Raw genomic sequence first — 19,558 nt, 5'->3', positions numbered from 1 at the left:
GGCCGTAACGATTTGACCATCCATCATGATCCGAATCGACGGCTATCGCTCGTCATACGCGGCTGACCTGGTGTTCTACGGGCTGGGATACCGTGCGACGGTGTCCAACGCAACCCGAAGCTGGCTGAACCCGCCGCGTCCGGCCGAGCCGGTCGCACTGATCGACCCGGCGGCGCGTCGCGCCGTGCTCATCGAGGTCGTCCTCGTCTTCACGGTCACTCTGGGACTGTCCGGCATGCGCAGTCTGCTTTCCCTTGTGGACTCTCTGTTACGTCCGGAGCCGTTGAGCGAGCAGCGGGTCGCCATCAATGTGCCGCAGGCCACCGCAGACCTGATCGATCTGCTAAAGCAGCTTCTAAGCATCACGCAGCTCGTCGGCTGGGGCGCTCTCGGGGTTTATCTGTTGTGGCGCGGCGGGATGCGTCTCGCGGAGATCGGCCTCGACCGCAGGCACCCGCGCCGGGACTTGCTGTGGGGGCTCGGCCTGACAGCCCTCATTGGACTCCCTGGACTCGCGTTGTACTTTGTCGGCTGGAAACTGGGATTCAACCTCGCCGTACAACCGTCCACACTAGACGAGACCTGGTGGCGACCGGTGACCCTAACCATGGCAGCGTTCGGCAACTCCTTCGCCGAGGAGATGCTGGTGGTCGGCTACCTGCTGACCAGGCTCCGGCAGCTCGGCGTGCGGGAGAACTCCGCGTTGCTGCTCTCCGCGGTACTCCGCGGTTCCTATCACCTGTACCAGGGCTTCGGTGGATTCATCGGGAACGTGGTGATGGGTCTGGTGTTCGGTCGGATCTGGCAGCGGACCAACCGGATCTGGCCACTCGTCGTGGCACACACAATGCTCGACATCTTCGCGTTCGTCGGCTACGCCCTGCTACGCGGCCGGGTGTCCTGGCTGCCATGACCCGAACTGGGGCTCACAGCTCCAGTCCTGCCGAGCCGAAGGCCACGTTGAACCGGTCGCACCAGATCACCACGCTGCGCAGTCCGCCGAGTCCGGTGCCTCCAGGAATGACGTAGTTCTGGTTGCCATCTGTCGCGGTCAGCTCGCCGAGCCGGACAGCCCTGCCGTCGTCGTAGGAGTCCCACTCGGCACCCGCGCGCCGATCGGTCAGCCACACGTGCAGATCCGGGCCGTCGGAGGTCGAGAAGCCCTCGAGTCGCAGGACCTGCGAACCGTCGGCGAGTTCGAGCACCCTGGCCTTGCCGGAGGTCGTGTGCTCCTGACTGACGAACGATCCGGCGGCCAGCTCACGCGGCTGCTGCGGGGCAGCGGCGGCGACGGGCACGGGCTCGTCGGCCGTACTGCGGGTGAACGCGCGCCACGGCTCGAAAACCGCCAGCGCGACCACGGCGGCCAGCACGGAGGTCGCCAGCAGGACACGCACCGGCGTCCGGCGCAACAAATGACGCATGAGACGTTCCATTCCTTCGTCAGATGAGCTGCGATGTTGTCGACCGATACAACGCCACGCGGTCTCGTTTCGTCACCCGCGCCCGGCTTACCGACTCATTACGCTGGCGCCGTGACTTCCAAGACGTCCTACAGCTCCCAGGAACCGAATCCCCGCGTGGACACCGAGGTCGGCCCGCTGCGCACGGTGCTGCTGCACCGTCCCGGCAACGAGCTCAAGCGCCTTACCCCGCGCAACAACGACCAACTGCTGTTCGACTCCATCCCCTGGGTGGACCGGGCGCAGGAGGAGCACGACGCCTTCGCCGAGGTACTCGGCAGCCGGGGGGTCGAGGTGCTGCTGCTGTCCGACGTGCTGCGCGGCGCGCTCGACGATCCGCGGGCACACGCGGCAGGTGTGCACGCGGCTGTGGACAGCAAGCGGCTGGGCACGGACCTGGCCGACTCGCTGCGTTCCCACCTCTCCGGGGTGGATTCGACGACGCTGGCCGAGGTGCTGATGTCCGGAGCGACCTTCGAGGAACTCCCGGCTGCGGAAACACCATCGCTGGTCCGCAAGATGCACCACCCGCACGACTTCGCGGTGGCTCCGCTGCCGAACCTGCTGTTCACCCGGGATTCCTCGGTCTGGATCGGCGACCGGGTGGCGATCTCGTCACTGGCGATGCCCGCACGGGAGCGGGAGACGGCGTTGCTGGACCTCATCTACGCCTATCACCCGAGGTTCCAGGGCAGCGGACGCGCGTACGGCGCGCACTCGGCCCCCATCGAGGGCGGCGACGTGCTGCTGCTGGCGCCCGGCGTGCTCGCCGTCGGCGTAGGCGAGCGCACGAGCGCGGCTGGCGCGGAGTCGCTGGCCCGCTCGGTGTTCGCCGACGACATCGCGCACACCGTGCTGGTCGTGCCGATCGCGCAGAGCAGGGCCACCATGCACCTGGACACCGTCTGCACGATGGTCGACAAGGACGCGGTGGTGATGTACCCGCTGGCCCGCGAGTCGCTGGTGGCCTACACACTGCGGCCCGACGAGCACATCGGCAAGGAGTCGGTCAGGGTGGACGGCCCCGCGCCGTTTCTCACCGCGGCGGCCGAGGCGATGGGCATCGACCGCCTGCGGGTCATCGACACCGGTCTCGACCCGGTGACCGCGGAACGCGAGCAGTGGGACGACGGCAACAACACGCTCGCGCTGGCGCCCGGAGTGGTGGTGGGGTACGAGCGCAACGTGGAGACGAACGCGCGGCTCATCGACGCCGGGATAGAGGTGCTGCCGATCGCGGGGTCGGAGCTCGGCTCCGGGCGCGGCGGCCCGCGCTGCATGTCCTGTCCGGTGTCCCGCGACTCGATGGCCGGTCTGTCCTGATTCTCCGGAAAAATACGGGCGACCAACGGAAGAAAGCCTAGCCTAATTCACCGCTCGATTGAGTTGGAGAAATTGATTCAGCTCTTAGGGTAGGCTAAACACAATTAGTTTTACCTTGGCTCACAAAGGATACACTAACAGGGCTCACATCACTAGATTCGACTGGAATTCGAACGGCTAATTCGCTTATATTCGAGGCATGGCCCTCACGAAGAAGCAACCGCGTTCCAAGTTCTACGAGCTACTGCAGGGGCAGGTTCACAACGAGTTCAACGCCTCGCAGCAGTACATCGCACTGGCGGTCTGGTTCGACAACGAGGACCTCCCCCAGCTCGCGAAGCACTTCTACAAGCAGGCAAAAGAAGAGCGGAACCACGCGATGGCGATCGTCCAGTACATGATGGACACCGACCACCACGTGGAGATCCCGGGCACAGGAGAGGTCCGCAACGACTTCTCCGACGTCGCCGAACTCGTTCAGCTCGCCCTCGACCAGGAGAAGGAGGTCGCGGCGGATATCAAAACCCTCGCCAAGGCTGCCCGCTCCGAGGACGATTACCAGGGCGAGCAGTTCATGCAGTGGTTCCTCAAGGAGCAGGTCGAGGAAGTCGCGCAGATGGAAACGCTGGCGAAGATCGTCCGCCGCTCGAACGGCAACCTGTTCGACGTCGAGGCCTTCCTGTACCGCGAGTCCGTCGGCGACGGCGGCGAAGACGCCATGATGCCTCCGGTCGCGGGTGGCGTCATCTGACGCTCGTCGGTGAACGGAGTTTCGTGGCGATACCCCCGAGAACGCGCGCGGCGAAGCCCACGAGTGACGAGGCGGGGCGTTTGACCGGTAGTGGTGAGCGCCGTACTTGAGTCCGAGCCCCGCCGAGTCCATCTTGACGCGCGTTTGCCAACAGACACTGACGCTCTCCCGTTGCCAGGTCAAGGCCACCTTGTGTGCACGCGCAAGGTGGCCTTCCCTGTGTGAACCGTTCAGCAGGGTACGGCTTCGGCGATCAGCTGCATCGAGTCGACCTGCTCGCCGGCCACATAGAAGACGTAACTGCCCCCGGAGCCCGTCGGCGCGGAGTAGGTGACCGAGCCGCGGGCGGCCTTCGGGTATGCCTGCCGCAGCTGCTCGAGGCGGGAACCGGCGCCGATCCCCTCCGGTGTCTGTGCGGCCGAGGCGCTGAAGGTCACGATTCCCTGTTCCGCCGAGACGACGACCTCCCGCACTGCCGAGTCCCCCTCGGTCAGCTGGTAGCTCCCGCAGCCCTCCGCTGGCGGTGCAGTGCTCGCGTCGACGGCCAGCTCGCCGGTGGCGGCGGCATCGCTGAAGGACATGCCCAACCGCAGACCGCCGTAACCGTCCGGGCCGAGCACCGGACCGGAGACAGCCTGGAAGGTCGACTCCGGCGAAGCCGGAGCACTCGACGCGACCGAGCCCTGTGGCTTCCCGCTGGAATCGGCACGCGGCTCGTCGGCCACGTCGGGTGGGGGCGGCAGCTCGGCGCTGCCCGACTCGATACGCGCGCTGGTCGGCGTGGGCGCGGCCGATTCGATCGCGAGTGCGGTGTCGCTGCCTGCCGGTGGCGCGTCCTCGCCAGGCGTGCGGTTGTTGAACAGCACGGTGCTCGCGACCAGAGCGACCACCACTGCTGCGCCCCCGCCGCTGAGCGCGGTTCGCCTGCGCCGGATCCGGCGCGCTCCGGAGACGATCGACGCACGCGCCTGCGGGACCGGGTGCAGATCGAGCCGATCGTCGGCGAACAGGGTGCGGAGTTCCTCGCCGAGGGGGTCCTCGGCGTCCTGGGGCCCGCTCATGGTTCCCTCCCTCCTGGCTCGTCGGAAGACGACAGCTTGGTCCGCAACGAGGCCACCGCCTTGCTCGCCTGGCTCTTCACGGTCCCCGTGCTGATGCCGAGTGAGTCGGCGATTTCCGCCTCGGACAGTCCCTCGTAATAACGCAACACGATGACCGCGCGTTGCCTCGGCGGGAGTGCGCGTAACGCCTGCCACAGCGGTTCGTGCTCGAACGGGTCCGCCGGAGTGACCAGTCGGGTCTCCGGAACGTCCGCGACCAGGCTTTCCCTGCGCACTCGACGCCAGCGGCTGATGTGCGCGTTGGCCATTGACCGCCGGATGTAGGCGAGCGGGTCGCCGGTCTTGCGTTGCACGTGGGTCCAGCGCGAGCCGATCTTCTCCAGCACTGTCTGCACGAGGTCGGCCGCGTCGTGCGGATTGCCGGTCAGCGCGTGCCCATAGCGCAGCAGACCGGGAAGGCTGGCCTCCACGAACTCGCCGAAGTCCGTGAGTTCGCCGTGCACCGCCTGTCCCCTCTGATCCTCAAGCATGGTGAGCCATGATTGCGGTCACGGTAACGCGGTCTGCTCAGCCGGCCGCCAGCGCCTCCGGCAACCGGAAGGAGCCGTCCGAGCTGGGCGGGAACGGATGTGTCGCGACCACCGCGGCGTGCGGCAGCGGCCCGTAGAGATGCGGGAACCACGGCATCCCCGGTGCGGGCGGGTCGGCCGGTTCCCAGCGCACCTCGGCGTCGAGCCGAGCCAGGTCGATCTCCAACAGCAGCAGGTCGGTTCGCCCGGCGTAGAGCCGATCCGCGGGGAGGTGGACCGTGCCCCGCTCCGAACAGTGGATGAACCCGACTTCGTCCAGCGAGGCGGCACGATACTCACCACCGCGCGGCACGGCTGCCCAGTCGGCCAGCGGACAGATGTGCAGGATCACCGCAGGGTGAGCTGGCGGCCGACCAGGCCGTCACGCGCACGACGCTCGGTCGCGTTGAGCGGTTCGCTGTCCAGCGACTTCACCGCAGCCGTTAGCCGCTCGCCGAGCTCGCGGGCGGGCTCCTCCCACTCCCTCGCGTGCGCCTCGGGGTCGAGGTCCCACACCGGAACCAGCAGCCCATGGGCGCGGAAGGAGCCGGCGTAGCGGGATCCCTCACCCAGGCCGATCTCCCCGGCTGCGGAAAGCCGGGCCAGCGCCTGGAGCAACACGTTCTCCTGCTCGGGCCAGACCCAGCGCAGGTGCGCCTTGTCCCCGGCCTCCACCCAGTAGGCGGCGGGGCCGATCCGCTCGGTCGGCATGATCGCCGCGTTGGCCCGCTCCAGCGACATGGCGATGTCGCCCGTCGCGTCGGCGTCCTCCGGCAACCACCAGGAGAAGTCCTTGTGCAGCTGGATGTCGAGCTCGGCGTCGGCCACGAGCAGGTCCTGCAGCCGCTCTCCCGGCTCGGGCGGACTGGTGGTGTCCGGCACCGAGAGGACGTCGCCCTCCTTGGCCTCCAGCGCCCACAGCAGCGAACGCCCGAGGTCACGACTGATGTCGGAGGACCGCGTCTGCACCTGCATACCGACGAAGATCTCACCGTCCGTGCGGACGAACCCGGCTGCGGCCATCGGCAGCACGGTCCCCAGTGTCACCGTCCTGTCCGGACTGTCCTTGAGTGACAGCCGAGCAGTGGCCGACGGGACGAACTCGCGCAGCGCGATCAGCTCCGGCTCGGCCGCGAGCCCCTCGAACGGCTGCCCGACGAACACATCGCGCACCTTCGGCTTCCGCGTCGAGTCCTTCTTGGGACCCTTCTTGCGCGCACCCTTGCCCATGTCGCCTCCTTGCTGACGTCCCGGCAGACGCTACCTAACGGACGAGCCGGTCAGCAGATGGGTGCACCCGGGGGCGGGGAGATGTCCCCCAATGTGGCATTGGGGACATCCAAGTTCCCCAATGCCACATTGGGGAACTTCTGGGTGGAGATGCGGCCCCGCGGCTAAGGTCGAGGTGTGTTCGACCCTCGCGATCCCGCCTTCCTCGCCGACCCCTACCCCGCGTTCGCCCAGTTGCGCGCCGAGGGTGAGGTGCACCGGCACGAAGGGCTCGGCCTCGCCGTCGCCGTGTCCCATAACGCGGCCTCCGCGGTGCTGCGGCATCGCGGCCTCGGCCGGATCTGGTCCGACGCCACGCCGGCCGACCGGTTCGTCTCGTTCAACCTGCTGCACCGCAACTCCCTGCTGGAGAACGAACCGCCCGCGCACACCCGGCTGCGCAGGCTGGTGTCCTCGGCCTTCGCCCGCGGCCATGTGGAGCGGCTGCGGCCGACCGTGGAAGCGCTGGCCGACCGCATGGTCGGCACGCTCGTCGAGCGCATCGCCGCGAACGGGCAGGCCGACCTGCTCGAACACCTGGCCGCGCCGTTGCCGGTCGAGGTGATCGCGGAACTGCTGGACGTCCCGCCCGCCGACCGCCCGTTGCTGGTCCCCTGGTCCAACGCCATCGTGAAGATGTACGAGTACGGGCTGCCCGAGCAGCAGCGGGACGCCGCCGAGCGCGCGGCCGGGGAGTTCGCCGGCTATCTGCGGGACCTGGCGGGCAACAGGACACGCCACCCCGGCGACGACCTGGTCAGTCATCTGGTGGCGAGCGAACTCACCGGTGACGAGGTGGTGGCCACCGCGGTGCTGCTGCTCATGGCGGGTCACGAAGCGACGGTGAACGTCATCGGCAACGGTGTGGCCGCCCTGCTGGCACACCGCGCGCAGTGGGATCGCCTGGTGGCCGATCCCGGGTTGCTCGCCACGGCGACGGAGGAGCTGATCCGCTTCGACTCGCCGCTGCAGTTGTTCGAGCGAACGGCCACGAAGGACGTCGAGATCGCCGGTTTCCAGGTCGCCGAGGGCGAGAAGATCGCCGCCCTGCTCGGCGCGGCCGCCCGCGACCCCGAGGTCTTCGCCGATCCCGACACGCTCGATGTCGGCCGCGACCCCAATCCGCACCTCGGCTTCGGCGGCGGCATCCACTACTGCGTCGGCGCGCCGCTCGCGCGCATCGAGATCGCCGCGGCGCTCGGTGCGCTGATCCGGCGCGTGCCCGGCCTGCGCCCCGCGGACGAACCCGGGCGCAGGGCCGAGTTCGTCATCCGCGGCCTGCGCACGCTCCCGGTCGCCTGACCGGGTCTACCGGGCGGCGGTCGCCGGGCGGCGGGGACGCCGCGGTGCGGGCGCCCCGGTCACATCCAGCACGCGCGGCGGACGCTGCCCTGCCGACAACTCGCCGATCGGCGCCAACAGCCGGGTGAAGCGGCCGACGACCAGCGCGGTCAGCACCGTCAGCGCCACGGCCGAGAGATCCACGAGGGTGTTCAACAGGACCCCGTCGGCCTGCGCCTGCACGCCGTCCCGTGTCCGCCACACGACCATCAGCACCAGCAGCAGCCCGTTGGCCACCCAGGCGCCCCACCACGCGAGCACCAGCCGGGACGGACGGGGGCGTTCGCCAACCGGCCTGCGCAGAACGGCGTGTTCGAGTTCCGCCAGGATCGGTCCGGCCAGCACCAGGTTGGGACCGGGCACGACCGTCCCGAGGAGCACCTGCCACGCGGGCCGGGCCGGTTCGGCGCCGGATTCCTCCGCGGCCGCCGCTCGCGCGACGAACAGCCACCACACGGTCCCGGCCAGCCCGAACGTGCCCAGCACGAACGCCAGCATCGACGCGATCAGCACGAGCATGTCGGATGTCGCCACCACACTGGTGCTCAACGCCGAGTTCCTGCTCTGCACCAGTAGGACGTAGCGCCACACTTCGGCACCGGCGGCGATCAGGGCGATCGTGGCCAGTATCCAGAGCAGGCCACTCACGTTTCGCGCGAGCAACACCAGCCGCTGCATCGGGCGTGCCGCACCGGATGCGGTGCCCGGCACAGCCGTCGGCGAGCGCCACACGAGGTTGGGAAATCCCCAGCGCGGCGGCGCCGGGTAGCCAGGAGGTCCCGAGTAGCGCTCGGCTCGCACCTGACGCCGCGGAGGCAGGGCTCCCGGGGGCACCGTCGCCACCCAACGCACCCTGGCCCGTGGCCGCGACGGCCGTTGCGGCGCGGGCTGCGGTGCCGGATGCACGGCATGCTGCTGCCGCCCGTACGGCACGGCCCCGCCCTGCCGTACGGGCGGCATGGGCGGGTACTGCGGGTGGCCGGGCTGCATCGCTAGGCCTTGTCTCTGAGAGAGCGCATGGGAACGGTGGATTGCGTCATCAGGGTGATGTGTCGAACTCGGCCGACGAAGTCCCGCTGTCGAGGCGGCAGGGCGTCGAACAACAGAGCAGCACGGTCGCTGGAAGTCAGAGCCCTGGCGACTCGACCGCGGACCCGAGTTCTCAGACAGACGTCGAGAGAGCGCATGAGGACCGCCACCGGCTACAGCACCTCGGGGGCTGCGCCCTCGCGGTCGCTGACCAGGGGCCTGCCCTCGGTGTGCCAGGACTTCATGCCACCGGCCACGTTGACGGCGTCCCAGCCGTTGGCGTTGAGCCAGGCAGCAGCCTGCGCTGACCGCCCTCCGGTCCGGCAGATCACGTAGAGCGGCTGGTCGTCGGGCAGCTTCGCCAGCTCGTCGAGCTGGGCGGGCAGGTCACGGAGGGGAATGTGCAAAGCTTCGGGAGCGTGCCCGGCGGCCCACTCGTCGTGCTCACGCACGTCGAGCAGCGAGAGGCGGTCCGCGGGCAGGTCGGTCACGGAGGCCATGGGCACGTCGGAAATGTTCACCACGCCTCCATCGTCGCACGTGCATCCGTCTTCCGCGTGTAAAAGCCCGCCCGAGGGGCTCCGGCGCGGGGCCGGACTTCCATTTCGTTGTGTCTGTCAACCGCCAACTACCCGCAGTGCACGACCCGTGCTGCCGTCAGGGGCTACTTGCGGTGGCGGCCCTTGCCCAGGCGCACGCGTTCCTCGGCCTTGCCGAAGCGCGCGACGGCGCGGTCCCGCATGAACCCGAGCGGGTCCGGTGCGTGCAGCTGCAGCATCACCAGGTTCAGATCGTCCGGCCTGCTTCGCGCGGTACCGAGACTGACCATGATGGTGACCAGGAAGGCGGCCGGCACGGTGAACAGGGCAGGCTGCTCCAGGAACCACGGCGCCCAGCCGCCGGTGTATCCACTGACCACATTGGATGCCAGGGCGGCGACCACGAGTCCGCCCCCGACACAGATCCCGGCCATGGCCCCGGCCCAGGTGAGCTTGCGCCACCAGATTCCGAGCACCAGCAACGGACAGAAGGTGGAGGCGGCCAGCGCGAAGGACATGCCGACACTCAACGAAAGGTCCGAGGGCCGAAGCAGTATGGCCGTAGCGCAGGCCGCCAGCGCCACCAGCAGCGCGGCTAGCCGGAAGTCGCGGACACGACCCTTGCGCAGCACGTCCGTGGACACCACGCCCGCCACGCTCACCAACAGCCCGGACGACGTGGCGAGGAACGCCGCGAACGCTCCGGCAGCGGTGATCGCCCCGAGGATCTGCCCGCCGACACCCGGTAGGACGGCCGATGGCAGCAACAGCACCGCGGCGTCCGTCTGCTCGGTCATCAGCAGGGTCGGCACGTACATTCGCGACAGTGCACCGAGGATTGTCGGAAACAGGTAGAACAGCCCGAGCAGCAGAAGTACGTGCACCGTGGTGCGCCGCGCGGCCTTACCGTCCGGATTGGTGTAGAACCGGACGAGCACGTGCGGCAGGCCCATCGTGCCGAGGAAGGTCGCGAGGATCAGCGAATAGGTGCTGAGCAGCCCTTCGGTTCCGCTGGCGCTCGGCCGCAGCCAACTCGCGTTCTCCGCGGTGGCGGCCTCGACGACCGGAACCGGCGCTCCCGCGGGAAAACGCAGCGACGTGCCCGCTTCGATGTCGTACTCGTACCCCGGCAGCCACACCATCTGGTTCGGTGCCCCGGCAGGCGCCCACACCGGGGTCTCCGACCTGACCTGCAGCGAGACGCCGGTCTGCACCGAAACGGTCGTCTCGTTCGGAAAGTTCGGGGCGTCCGGCGAACCGAGTGAGCCCGCCGTCTCCGTCCCGCCACCGGTGATGAAGACGGCACTCAGCACGAACGCGGGAACCGCGATCGCGAAAAGCTTCAGCCAGTACTGGAAGGCCTGCACGACGGTGATCGCTCGCATCCCGCCGGCGAGCACGTTGAGCGTCACGATCACCGTGACCACCGCCGCGCCGAACCAGGCGGGAGCCGAGGGCATCAAGGTGGTCATCGCGAGGCCGGCACCCTGCAACTGGGGCACCATGTAGAGAATGCCGATCACCACGACGAACCAGGTGGAGACGGTGCGCAGCCGCTGCGATCCCAGCCGGGCCTCGAGGAAGTCGGGCAGGGTGTACGCACCCGAACGCCGCAGTGGCGCGGCCACGAACAACATCAGCGCGAGGTAACCGGCGGTGAAGCCGATCGGGTACCACAGCGCGTCGGCACCCTCCTTGAGGATGATGCCTGCCACCCCGAGGAACGAGGCCGCGGACAGGTACTCGCCGGAGATGGCAGCGGCGTTGCGGCGGGAGCGCACGGTGCGCCGGGCGACGAGGAAGTCGTGGGTGGTGTTGGCAAAGCGGGACGAGCGATGACCGAGATAGAAGGTCATCGCGGCGACCAGCGCCATGCTGACCAACGCCCACACGTTCAACTACGTCCTCGCTAGCCCGGGCCGGACCGGTCCGCGGGGACACCCGCTTCCGGCCGGGTCCCGGAGTCAGTTCTCGATCATGTCGACGAAATCGCGCTCGTGGCGCTCGGCGAGCCGGTTGTACCACAGCCCGACGCCGAACAGCAGGGGAAACGGTGCGACCCCGAGCAACAGCCACGAGACCGGAACTCCGACGAACGTGACCCCGGCCAGCGTAGGCGAGAAGAAGAACGCCAGCGGCAGCGAACCCAGCACGACCACCACGAGCAGGGCCAGCCAGAGCGCGGCCCGCAGCTGCGCCTTGACCAGGTCCTTGATCAGCAGCTCGCCCCAGCTCGTCTGCTCCTCCAGTTCGACCCTCGCGCGCAGGGTGTGCGACTGCTGGCGCGGGTCGGCGAGCACGACCTTCTTGCGACGCACCTTCGGTGGCGGCTCGGGCTCGCTGGGGACGACGGGGAGCTGTTCCGTCGGCGGCTCCGGCAGCCTGCTCAGGTTCTTACCCAGCGTCGGATCGGGCTCACGCACTCCGTCGACGTTGCGGTAGATGTCTTCGCTCATGGCGCCCTGGCGAACACCGGACTAGCCACCCCGAGACGAGCCGACCAGCTTGTCCTTCAGTTCGCGGGTGTGCCGCCTGCTCACGGGGAGCACCTTCTCCTCGTTGCCGATCACCACCTGGTAGCCGCCCTGCCCCATCCGGAGTTCGGTGATCAGCGACAGCGCCACCAGGAACGAGCGGTGGATGCGGACGAAGCCGGCCTGCTCCCAGCGTTCCTCCAGCTGGGCGAGGGGAATCCGCACCAGGTGGCTGCCCTCGTTGGTGTAGAGCCTGGCGTAGTCACCCTGCGCTTCCACCCAGCGAACCGATGAACGCGGAATCAGCTTGGTGGTCCCGGCGAGCTCGACGGGAATCACTTCCTCGTCGCCGCGCGCGGGCTCCCCACCCGGCACGAGTTCACGGACCGGCGCGGCCTGCATCTTCTGCAGCACCCGGCCGACGGCCTTGTCCAGCCGATCCTGCCTGCACGGCTTGAGTACGTAGTCCACCGCGCCGAGATCGAAGGCGTTGACCGCCTCCTCCGCGTGACCGGTGACGAACACCAGCACGGGCGCGGGGTTGAGCGACGCGAACACACGCGACATCTCCATGCCGGACAGTCCCGGCATGTCGAGGTCGGCGAAGACGGCGTCGACCGGAGGCAGACCTCGTTCCTTGCGAACGCGGATCTCCTCGTCCCCTGTGCCGAGCAGGCGCAGCGCCTCCGAGGCGTCCACTGCCGGGATCACCCGCCCGATGTGCGGATTCTCGTCCAGGCAGTGCTTGAGCTGGTTCAGCCCCGGAAGCTCGTCGTCCACGGCAAGGACCAGCAGCTTTCGGGTGTCATCATGAGCACTCACAGTGACAAGCATCCTGCCGGGTGCAGGCCGCAATGTCCACACCGCGAGCGGGCGAACCGGCGCCGTGATTGGGGACAGGAAGTAACCACTAGAGCCCGAACCGCGCCCAGGTCGCCTTGGTCTGCACCGCGTCGAGCAGTGCCGCGGCTGGCGCGCCGACCCCGAGCCGGGCGAGCAGGGGCCGCTTCGGCTCGGCGACGGAGATCGTGGCGTCCGGGTAACGCTCGGCCAGCACCTCGCGCAGGTTGCCCACCCCGTCGATCAGGCCCAGCTCCACGGCCTTCGCGCCGAGCCAGACGTCACCGGTGAACAGGTCCTCGCCATCGGTGAGGCGGTCACCCCTGCGCTCCTTGACCCAGTCGACGAACAGGTCGTGCAGCTGGGTGTGCAGCTTGCCGAGCCACTCGACGTCCTCCGGCTTCTCCGGGCTGAACGGGTCGAGCCGCGACTTGTTCTCCCCAGCCGTGTACAGCCTGCGCTCGACCCCGAACCGCTCGAGCAGGCCGGTGAAGCCGAATCCGCCGCTGATCACTCCGATCGAACCGACCAGCGACGTGCGGTGGGCGTAGATCTCGTCGGCCGCGCAGGCCAGCCAGTAGCCACCGGACGCGGCGACGTCCTCGGCGAACGCGAGGACCGGAACGCCCCGCTTGTCCGCGAGCTGGCGGATGCGCTCGGCGACGAGGCCGGACTGTGTCGGCGCGCCACCGGGCGAGTTGATCTGCAGCGCGACGGCCTGCAGCCGATCGTGCTCGAACGCCCTGGTCAACGCCGACTCCACGGTGGAGAGATTGATCGACCCGCGCCCCAGCGGGGACTGCTGCGGGGTGATCACCCCGTGCAGTTTCACCACGGCGACGATGTCGCGGTCACGGTGCTCGGCAAGTTTGGGGATCCGGGAGGCCAGGAGGTCCGTCACACTCATAAATCCAGCGTACTTGCCAGTCACGTACCGCCCGGGTAAACCGCACTTTCCCGGGAAAGTGCGGTACTTGCGCACGCGAGGTATTTCACTTTCAGGTGAGGCGGCCGGCGACGGCGCCGCGACCGGATTGTTGCGGAACCGCGGGCTCATCGTCCTCCGCGGACGACTGCGCCGCGAGCGCCAGCATGTCCGGCCGCATCCCGCGAACGAACTTCGGCACCCGCATCGTCACCTTCATGCCCGCGCCCGGCGCGGTCTCCACCATCAGCGCGTACTCGGTCGCGAACACCTGCCGCATTCGCCGGTTGATCCCGCTGAGCCCGATGTGCGCACTGCTCTTCGAGTCGCGCATGTCGTCGAGCAGGTCCGGGTCCATACCGACGCCGTCGTCCTCGACGCTGATGAGTGCCTCGGCGCCGTAGTCCTGTGCGGTCACGGTGACCGTGCCGCCGCCCGGCTTCTTGGCGAGGCCGTGCTTCACGGCGTTCTCGACCAACGGCTGGATCAGCAGGAACGGCACCACCACCGACAGCACCTCCGGAGCGATCTTGAGCCGGACGTTCAGCCTGCCGGCGAACCGCGCGCTCTCGATGGTCAGGTAGCGGTCGATGTTGCGCAGCTCGTCCGACAGGGTGGTGAACATGCCGTCGCTGCGGAAGCAGTACCTGGTGAAGTCGGCGAACTCCTGCAGCAGCTCGCGCGCTTCCTCGGGATCGGTGCGGATCAACGAGGAGATGGTGTTCAGCGCGTTGTAGACGAAGTGCGGGGAGATCTGCGCGCGCAGCGCCTTGATCTCGGCGTTCTGCAGCTGGTGCCGGGACTCCTCCAGCCGGGCGAGCTCGAAGTGCGTGCAGACGAACTGCGCGACCGCGTCGGCCATCTGCACGAGTCGCTTGCCCCTGGTCCGGCCGACGACGATCAGCGTGGCCTCCGTCTTCTCCTCGACCACCAGCGGCACGATCACCGCGGTGCGCATCCGGCAGGTGCCACGGTGGTTGCACGGCATCTTGTCGTGCGGCACGACCTCGCGGCGGTGTTTGCGGATCGTCGTGCCGATGGCGTCCACGAGATCCACGTAGTGGTCGTTCGCCTCGCCGTCCCAGGACAGCAGCGTGCCCTCGGCGTCGGTGATGCCCACGGCGACGCACTTGAGCAGTTCGAGCAGGCGGGTGGTGATCCGGTCCGCCGCCACCTGGTCGAGCCCCTGCCGGAGATCCGGCGTTGCCTTCGACATGAGGTAGACGGCCTCGAGTACCGCGTCGTCGACGAAACTGCTGGGTCTGCGCGACTTGATCAGCAGTACCGCCATGACGACGACCGCCAGCGTCGCGACACCCCAGGGGATGATTTGCGCAAAAGGCAGCCCGGTCACGGCGTCAATGCTCTGCGCTGAAGCGGCCACTTGCAAGGTCTTTCGCAAAGTTCTGCGGGGGGTGAGGCTGACCCCACAGTGAGCGGTCGTGCTCAGACCGTGGTCAGGTGGGTCGCGGACGCCGAGATCCCGCTACCGCACTTCTGCGGAAAAGTGCGAGTTCGGATGACGGCTTCCACAGTGGACAGCTCGATCGGCGACTTGCGTGCCCTCCGCGCCTGACTTGCCTACTTGAGCAGCCGGGACAGCCGTCGGTCGGCCAGCGCCTTGCCGCCGGTCTGGCAGGTCGCGCAGTACTGGAACGCCTTGTCCGCGAACGAGATCTCCCGGACGGTGTCACCACAGACGGGACACGGCAGCCCTGCTCTGCCATGTACACGCAGACCGGAGCGCTTCTCACCCTTGAGCCGCGCGGCGTCCTGCCCGACCGACCGCTGGACCGCGCTCGTGAGCACCGACTCGATGGCCTCGGCAAGCCGGTCGAGCGCCTCGGCGGAGAGTTTGCCCGCGGTCGCGTACGGGGAAAGTTTCGCGGCGTGCATGATCTCGTCGGAGTAGGCGTTGCCGATTCCCGCCAGTACGGACTGGTCGGTGAGCACGGTCTTCAACCGAGATGTGCGCCCCGCGAACAGCTTCTCCAGCCCTGCCCGGTCCAGTGCGAGCGCGTCGGGACCCAGCCGGGCGATACTCGGCACCTCCGCCGGATCGCGCACGATCCACACGGCCAGCCCTTTCTTGGTGCCGGCCTCGGTGAGGTCGAAGCCGGGACCGCCGAGGTGCACGCGCAGTGCGAGTGGGCCACGGCCAGGTTTCGGCGGCACCGGGGACAGCGAGTCCGACCACCGCAGCCACCCCGCGCGAGCCAGGTGCACGATCAGGTGCAGCTCGTCGTCAACGACGAGGTCGAGGTGCTTTCCATGCCGTGCCGTTGCGGTGACCGGCCTGCCGTGCAGGTCGGTCCACTGTGGTGTGACGGTCTTCAGCACCGAGAGCGAGGTGATGTCGATCCGGGTCACCGTCCGTCCGACGGCATGCTCACGCAGGTGATGCGCCAGTGCCTCGACCTCGGGTAACTCCGGCATGACTCACTCCACGGGATGCAGCGGACCCTCGAAGTCCGGGAGATCGTGTCGCTGAATCGACTTGGCGATCTTGTTCACCTCGCCGCGTACCCCGAAGACACCGCGCACGGTGCCGACCCAGCGTTCGGAAGGCCGTTCCCCGTCCGGATCGCCCTCGGTCTCGGCGACCACCGTCCAGGGGCGGCGCAGGATCCAGCGCAGCGGGAAGAAGAGCGCCAGCACGAGCAGCGCCAGCGGAATCCAGCTGGGCACGATGACGTCGTCGGGCATCCAGATGATCAGGACGAGCGCCAGGACCAGCGTGACGATCATCATCGCGATTCCCGGGGCGTAGCTCGCCGCCACGTCGTGCTCGAAATCGTCGGCCGTCGCAGGCCTGCGCCACTCCATCTGGGCGCGAACTTCCCAGGCCCGACCGTCCGAACCCTGTACCAGCCGGGTCATCGTCTCCTCCTGGAACGGCGATCGCTGAACCGCTCCAACGTTACCGTGATCAACTGCTGGTGCGCGACGTCAGAACGGGCGTTACCCGTCCAGCCCAGCGCGGCAGGTCCGCCCGTCACCGTCTGCGACGGTGAACTGGATCACGATGACCCGGATGATCGGCTGCCGTGCCTGCCCAGCCGTGGCGGCCGCCGGGGTACCCGCGTCCGCCTGCCCCGCGGGCTCCAGATCGCTGCGCGCCTGGCCGCCGGAGGACCCTCCGCCGTCGCGCTGACCGGTGTCGCCACCCCGCCCACCGCCGGGTTCGGCGTCACGCTTGATCGTGTCCCTGGGACGGGGTTCGTCGTGCGCGCTGCTCTCATCGGTCACGCGCGCGCCACCACCCGGCCGAGTGGTGCCGATTTCCCGCGGTGTCGTGGGGTCGCCCGTGCCGCTGGTCGGCGTGTTCGAAGGGTTCGTCGGTGTGCCGGTGGGTCCGGTGCTGGTATCGAGCACAGTGGTGTCCTCAGTGCTCTCGCCACTCTCGTCCGGCTTGTCGATGCGTGGCTGGGAGTCCGAGGTCTCGCGGTCCTCCGGCGCACTGCTGGTGCCGGGCAGTTCGTGCCCGCCGACGACGGTCCTGTCCTGCTCGGCCTGCCCGGGAAGCTCGAGCTGTTTCGGAGCCTGGTACTCGTTGGCCTGCTGCCCCGCGGGTTCCGTTGGGCCCTGCCGCTGCTTCGACTGTCCTGGCACCTCGGGTACGCGCCAGCCGGTACCGGCCACCTCGGAGGTCCGCGGGATCGGCGAGGGCTTCGACGGCTCGATACTCAGCTCGGCGGTACCGCCGCCACCGGGAAGTCCGATGGTCTGGGTCGGCCCGGAATCGACCACCGGGCCGACGGCGACGCCGAACGCGCCCGCAGCCGCCGTCGAGGCCAGCGCGAGACCGACCTTGACCTTGGCCCCGACGGCCATGGCGAACCCGCCGGCCGCGCCGGCGCCGACGGTGCCCGCCGCGCCGGTCCCGCCCGCGGTGCCCGCCATCGACATGACAGAGCCGATCGAGCCCGCCGAGCCGATACCGGCTCCCGCACCCGAGCCGAAGGCCAATGCCGAAGCTGGCACCAGCAGCACCACCACTCCGGCGTGCGCGCGCAACGTCGAACAGACGTCGCGCAGTTCGTCATGGGTGGAGCGGCAGGTGGCGCAGATGATCAGGTGTGCGCGAATCTTGCGCGCCTCGGCGCCGGTGACACTGCCCGCGGTGTAGCCACCGAGTTTCTCCATCACCGTGCGGCAGCCGTCGGAGCTCCGGTGCACCGCGAGATGGGCCTGCAGGTAGGCGGCGCGCAGCCCGAGGCGGGCGCGGCGGGCCAGCGCGGCGGTCGCGTTCGGGCTCAGGCCGAAGTGCGGCGCGACCACGGCCGGCTGCTCGCCCTCGACCTCGGTCTGCCAGAGGACGGAACGCCAGCGCTCGGGCAGGCTGGAGAACGCGCGGGAGATGAGGTTGTGCTCCGCGGCCCTGGCCTGTGAGTCCGCCCCCGCTCCCGCCCGCGTGTTGAGTTCGTCGTCGCTGACCGGCACGTCGCGGCGTGCGCCGTGCCACTCCCAGCAGACCCTCCTGGCGACGGTCAGCAGGTAGGCGCGGACATTGTCTCTGGGGCCGGAGCCGCGGCGCAGTGCCTGCAGCACCCGGAAAAACGTCTCGGCGGTGATGTCCTCGGCCTCGGCACGATCTGCCGCCATACCGAGCGCGAGGCGACGGACGGCCGCCGCGTGCAGCTCGAACAGCTCCCCGAAGGCCGCGTCGTCGCCCTCACGCAGGCGCTGAAGCAGCGCAGGCTCGTCTGCCGCCGAGGGCGCGGTGCGCATGTCGTCCCGGCGCGGATTCGACACCGTCATCCAGCCAGGCACCCCCTCCGGGTCCGTAACCCTTTCGGTTGAATGTTGACACCATACGGAGCGAAGCGGCCGTCGTCACCCCTTGTACGCCCGCCGTAACAAGAGTCCCACCGTCCGGGTGGCTCACAAGCGCTGAAACCGACCTGTATAGACTGTGCCTCGCACCGGCCAACGGTGCAGTGCGGATGTAGCGCAGCTGGTAGCGCATCACCTTGCCAAGGTGAGGGTCGCGGGTTCGAGTCCCGTCATCCGCTCTCAGGCAGTCTCAGCAGGTCGGCGGGCGAATCGAGCTCCGGCCGTGCCGCCTCGTCCCGGCGAACGCGGGACGCCTCCCGGGAATCGACGCCGCGGTTTCCTGTCCGTTTTCTGTCCGCCTGACCCCCCCGTTGCCGGGAACGCAACGGGCACCGGGGGCAGACGTCAAGCACTACTCCATTCGACGTAACCCGCGGGCCGAATCGCCCCTACCGAGCTACGTCCGTTGTGGGCCGCTCAGTGGTCTACACCAATCTCGCGGTAGCTGACACTCAGCGATACCCCCTGCGAGAGGAGTAACAATGCTCGGGAAACGAATCCGGCGGGCGTTCGGCATCGGCGTACTCGGCCTGGCGCCCCTGATCCTGCCGGTGGCCTTCGCCGGTGTGGCGAACGCGCACGGCTACACGAACAACCCACCCAGCCGCTCCTATCACTGCAAGCTCGGCAACGTCAGCAACTGCGGGCCGATCCAGTGGGAACCACAGAGTGTCGAGGGGCCGAAGGGATTCCCCAGCCGTGGGCCGAATGACGGGCAGCTCTGCGCGGCGAACCACAGGGCGTTCGCGCCGCTGGACGACCAGAGCAAGGCGTGGCCGAAGACCACGCTGACCAGCGGCCAGCAGTTCGAGTTCGTGTGGACCCTCACGGCCGCACACGCCACGTCGAAGTTCCACTACTACGTGACGAAGAACGGCTGGAACCCGAACCAGCCACTGACCCGGTCCCAGTTGGAGCTGGAGCCGTTCCTCACTGTCCCGTTCAACGGCCAGCGGCCGCCCTTCACCGTCCGGCACACGGGCACGCTGCCTGCCGGGAAGACCGGGCACCACATGATCTATGCGGTATGGGACGTCGCGGACACCACGAACGCGTTCTACTCCTGCAGCGACATCAACTTCCGCTGACAGGCCGGACGAGATGCGGTCAGGGCCTGTGTGAACGGGCCCTGACCGCG

General features: G+C 68.7%; 20 protein-coding genes and 1 tRNA gene. 6 read left to right on the top strand and 15 right to left on the bottom strand.

Annotated elements, in window-relative coordinates; translation table 11 throughout:
• The first annotated feature begins 100 nt into the window (after positions 1-100).
• Positions 101-913 carry a CPBP family intramembrane glutamic endopeptidase gene (locus BM199_RS03665; protein WP_245788146.1) on the top strand — a complete coding sequence of 271 codons (813 nt, stop codon included), beginning with the start codon at positions 101-103 and terminating at the stop codon, positions 911-913.
• Between the two features lie 13 nt (positions 914-926).
• Here BM199_RS03665 and BM199_RS03660 read toward each other — a convergent pair whose 3' ends face one another.
• Positions 927-1,424, bottom strand: a complete 498-nt coding sequence (locus BM199_RS03660; RefSeq protein ID WP_091669233.1) for a DM13 domain-containing protein — start codon at positions 1,422-1,424, stop codon at positions 927-929.
• A 156-nt stretch (positions 1,425-1,580) separates the two neighbouring features.
• Here BM199_RS03660 and BM199_RS03655 point away from each other — a divergent pair, with 156 nt between their 5' ends.
• Together BM199_RS03655 and BM199_RS03650 are read left to right on the top strand one after the other, a co-directional pair.
• Entirely contained in the window at positions 1,581-2,786 is a 1,206-nt protein-coding gene (locus BM199_RS03655) for an arginine deiminase (protein WP_245788145.1), read from the top strand.
• A gap of 199 nt (positions 2,787-2,985) precedes the next feature.
• Positions 2,986-3,537: a ferritin gene (locus BM199_RS03650; protein WP_177242447.1), complete on the top strand. Its 552-nt coding sequence runs from the start codon at positions 2,986-2,988 to the stop codon at positions 3,535-3,537.
• 230 nt (positions 3,538-3,767) lie between these two features.
• Here the strand turns inward: BM199_RS03650 and BM199_RS03645 are convergent, their stop codons facing one another.
• From BM199_RS03645 to BM199_RS03630, 4 genes are all read right to left on the bottom strand, one after another.
• Entirely contained in the window at positions 3,768-4,598 is an 831-nt protein-coding gene (locus tag BM199_RS03645; protein ID WP_091669226.1) for a hypothetical protein, read from the bottom strand.
• Positions 4,595-5,101 (bottom strand): SigE family RNA polymerase sigma factor, encoded by a 507-nt coding sequence (locus tag BM199_RS03640; protein ID WP_091669224.1) that lies wholly within the window; start codon positions 5,099-5,101, stop codon positions 4,595-4,597. The genes BM199_RS03645 and BM199_RS03640 overlap by 4 nt, the downstream gene beginning before the upstream one ends.
• 64 nt (positions 5,102-5,165) lie before the next feature.
• The gene (locus BM199_RS03635; RefSeq protein WP_091669221.1) at positions 5,166-5,519 is read right to left on the bottom strand and encodes a DUF952 domain-containing protein; all 354 of its coding nucleotides are present in this window, start codon (positions 5,517-5,519) and stop codon (positions 5,166-5,168) included.
• A complete protein-coding gene (locus BM199_RS03630) occupies positions 5,516-6,397 on the bottom strand; it encodes a DUF5926 family protein (RefSeq protein ID WP_091669218.1) in 882 nt (293 codons plus the stop codon). The genes BM199_RS03635 and BM199_RS03630 overlap by 4 nt, the downstream gene beginning before the upstream one ends.
• Positions 6,398-6,574: 177 nt before the next feature.
• On the opposite strand from BM199_RS03630, the gene BM199_RS03625 reads away from it, so the two are divergent.
• Positions 6,575-7,738 (top strand): cytochrome P450, encoded by a 1,164-nt coding sequence (locus BM199_RS03625; RefSeq protein WP_091669216.1) that lies wholly within the window; start codon positions 6,575-6,577, stop codon positions 7,736-7,738.
• Between the two features lie 6 nt (positions 7,739-7,744).
• On the opposite strand, the gene BM199_RS03620 is transcribed toward BM199_RS03625, so the two are convergent.
• From BM199_RS03620 to BM199_RS03575, 10 genes are all read right to left on the bottom strand, one after another.
• Entirely contained in the window at positions 7,745-8,737 is a 993-nt protein-coding gene (locus BM199_RS03620; RefSeq protein ID WP_091669213.1) for a DUF4328 domain-containing protein, read from the bottom strand.
• A 242-nt stretch (positions 8,738-8,979) separates the two neighbouring features.
• On the bottom strand, positions 8,980-9,306 hold the full coding sequence (locus tag BM199_RS03615; protein WP_177242464.1) for a rhodanese-like domain-containing protein: 327 nt from the start codon (positions 9,304-9,306) through the stop codon (positions 8,980-8,982).
• Positions 9,307-9,470: 164 nt separating this feature from the next.
• Positions 9,471-11,219: a sodium/solute symporter gene (locus BM199_RS03610; RefSeq protein ID WP_091669811.1), complete on the bottom strand. Its 1,749-nt coding sequence runs from the start codon at positions 11,217-11,219 to the stop codon at positions 9,471-9,473.
• 90 nt (positions 11,220-11,309) lie between these two features.
• On the bottom strand, positions 11,310-11,801 hold the full coding sequence (locus BM199_RS03605; RefSeq protein ID WP_091669210.1) for a hypothetical protein: 492 nt from the start codon (positions 11,799-11,801) through the stop codon (positions 11,310-11,312).
• A gap of 21 nt (positions 11,802-11,822) precedes the next feature.
• Entirely contained in the window at positions 11,823-12,653 is an 831-nt protein-coding gene (locus BM199_RS03600; RefSeq protein WP_091669208.1) for a LytR/AlgR family response regulator transcription factor, read from the bottom strand.
• 76 nt (positions 12,654-12,729) lie between these two features.
• Positions 12,730-13,566, bottom strand: a complete 837-nt coding sequence (locus BM199_RS03595) for a S49 family peptidase (protein WP_091669205.1) — start codon at positions 13,564-13,566, stop codon at positions 12,730-12,732.
• Between the two features lie 91 nt (positions 13,567-13,657).
• Entirely contained in the window at positions 13,658-14,947 is a 1,290-nt protein-coding gene (locus tag BM199_RS03590; RefSeq protein ID WP_091669809.1) for a sensor histidine kinase, read from the bottom strand.
• Positions 14,948-15,165: 218 nt separating this feature from the next.
• Complete coding sequence (locus BM199_RS03585) at positions 15,166-16,020, bottom strand: Fpg/Nei family DNA glycosylase (RefSeq protein WP_091669202.1); 855 nt, start codon at positions 16,018-16,020, stop codon at positions 15,166-15,168.
• Positions 16,021-16,023: 3 nt separating this feature from the next.
• Entirely contained in the window at positions 16,024-16,464 is a 441-nt protein-coding gene (locus BM199_RS03580; RefSeq protein ID WP_091669200.1) for a DUF983 domain-containing protein, read from the bottom strand.
• An 81-nt stretch (positions 16,465-16,545) separates the two neighbouring features.
• Positions 16,546-18,345, bottom strand: coding sequence for a sigma-70 family RNA polymerase sigma factor (locus tag BM199_RS03575; protein WP_245788110.1), 1,800 nt, complete (start codon positions 18,343-18,345; stop codon positions 16,546-16,548).
• A gap of 181 nt (positions 18,346-18,526) precedes the next feature.
• On the opposite strand from BM199_RS03575, the gene BM199_RS03570 reads away from it, so the two are divergent.
• Together BM199_RS03570 and BM199_RS03565 are read left to right on the top strand one after the other, a co-directional pair.
• Positions 18,527-18,599, top strand: a tRNA-Gly gene (locus BM199_RS03570).
• Between the two features lie 303 nt (positions 18,600-18,902).
• Complete coding sequence (locus tag BM199_RS03565; RefSeq protein ID WP_091669197.1) at positions 18,903-19,508, top strand: lytic polysaccharide monooxygenase auxiliary activity family 9 protein; 606 nt, start codon at positions 18,903-18,905, stop codon at positions 19,506-19,508.
• Positions 19,509-19,558 lie beyond the last annotated feature (50 nt).

The sequence above is a fragment of the Amycolatopsis marina genome (assembly GCF_900111885.1).
GTDB classification, from domain to species: Bacteria; Actinomycetota; Actinomycetes; order Mycobacteriales; family Pseudonocardiaceae; genus Amycolatopsis; species Amycolatopsis marina.
Note: the sequence above shows the minus strand (reverse complement) of the source record. Positions and strands in the feature narration are given on the sequence as shown.

What these genes read in the sequence shown, in the direction of transcription:
- BM199_RS03605 (WP_091669210.1), bottom strand. Translation starts at nt 11,801, where the DNA reads ATGAGCGAAGACATCTACCGCAACGTCGACGGAGTGCGTGAGCCCGAT.
- BM199_RS03600 (WP_091669208.1), bottom strand. Translation starts at nt 12,653, where the DNA reads ATGCTTGTCACTGTGAGTGCTCATGATGACACCCGAAAGCTGCTGGTC.
- BM199_RS03650 (WP_177242447.1), top strand. Translation starts at nt 2,986, where the DNA reads ATGGCCCTCACGAAGAAGCAACCGCGTTCCAAGTTCTACGAGCTACTG.
- BM199_RS03585 (WP_091669202.1), bottom strand. Translation starts at nt 16,020, where the DNA reads ATGCCGGAGTTACCCGAGGTCGAGGCACTGGCGCATCACCTGCGTGAG.
- BM199_RS03565 (WP_091669197.1), top strand. Translation starts at nt 18,903, where the DNA reads ATGCTCGGGAAACGAATCCGGCGGGCGTTCGGCATCGGCGTACTCGGC.
- BM199_RS03660 (WP_091669233.1), bottom strand. Translation starts at nt 1,424, where the DNA reads ATGCGTCATTTGTTGCGCCGGACGCCGGTGCGTGTCCTGCTGGCGACC.
- BM199_RS03645 (WP_091669226.1), bottom strand. Translation starts at nt 4,598, where the DNA reads ATGAGCGGGCCCCAGGACGCCGAGGACCCCCTCGGCGAGGAACTCCGC.
- BM199_RS03615 (WP_177242464.1), bottom strand. Translation starts at nt 9,306, where the DNA reads ATGGCCTCCGTGACCGACCTGCCCGCGGACCGCCTCTCGCTGCTCGAC.
- BM199_RS03575 (WP_245788110.1), bottom strand. Translation starts at nt 18,345, where the DNA reads ATGACGGTGTCGAATCCGCGCCGGGACGACATGCGCACCGCGCCCTCG.
- BM199_RS03610 (WP_091669811.1), bottom strand. Translation starts at nt 11,219, where the DNA reads ATGGCGCTGGTCGCCGCGATGACCTTCTATCTCGGTCATCGCTCGTCC.
- BM199_RS03620 (WP_091669213.1), bottom strand. Translation starts at nt 8,737, where the DNA reads ATGCCGCCCGTACGGCAGGGCGGGGCCGTGCCGTACGGGCGGCAGCAG.
- BM199_RS03595 (WP_091669205.1), bottom strand. Translation starts at nt 13,566, where the DNA reads ATGAGTGTGACGGACCTCCTGGCCTCCCGGATCCCCAAACTTGCCGAG.
- BM199_RS03630 (WP_091669218.1), bottom strand. Translation starts at nt 6,397, where the DNA reads ATGGGCAAGGGTGCGCGCAAGAAGGGTCCCAAGAAGGACTCGACGCGG.
- BM199_RS03580 (WP_091669200.1), bottom strand. Translation starts at nt 16,464, where the DNA reads ATGACCCGGCTGGTACAGGGTTCGGACGGTCGGGCCTGGGAAGTTCGC.